Source organism: Chimaeribacter californicus, assembly GCF_002858675.1.
GTDB classification, from domain to species: Bacteria; Pseudomonadota; Gammaproteobacteria; order Enterobacterales; family Enterobacteriaceae; genus Chimaeribacter; species Chimaeribacter californicus.
On sequence record NZ_PJZF01000103.1, the window covers coordinates 1 to 542 of the forward strand.

Here is a 542-nt window from a genome sequence, read left to right on the forward strand (position 1 = left end):
CCGCCATCGTGAACGTCGGCTATACAAAAACCATCGTCAATAATCGCGGCGTTGTGAAGAAATTAGCCCCGCAGGTTACCGCCTGGTTATCCGAATGGCTTGAAATGGCTGACCTGGCCACAAAGCCTGATGCCTTTATTTTTTGCCGCGTAGATCGATACAACTATGCCCACGTTGCCCACAACCCTATGGGGCACAAGGCCATTGAGACAATTTTCGCTGATGCATGGTGCGCCCTTCATGGCAAGCCGGCAGCCAGCGGCATAAGCCGTTATCGCACATGGACAGGACATAGCGCGAGGGTCGGAGCCACACAGGATATGGCCACTAACGGCGTATCGCTGACACAAATCATGCATGAGGGAACCTGGAAGCGACCAGAACAGGTGCTCTCATACATTCGTAATACGGAGGCTGACAAGAGTGCAATGCTCAGTATGTTTCGCGGAGGATGAGGATAGCTCCAATACTGACAGCACTGACGAAGACGAATAAGAAGGAACCGTCCATGGCACGGCCATTATCCGCATTACAGAAAATTG

The 542-nt window shown here is 52.0% G+C and carries 1 protein-coding gene; it reads left to right on the forward strand.

Translation table 11 applies throughout. The features are described from left to right. Nucleotides 1-455: tyrosine-type recombinase/integrase (locus CYR55_RS23105; protein WP_165699667.1), on the forward strand; the 455-nt coding region annotated here is incomplete at its 5' end. Nucleotides 456-542: the final 87 nt, after the last annotated feature.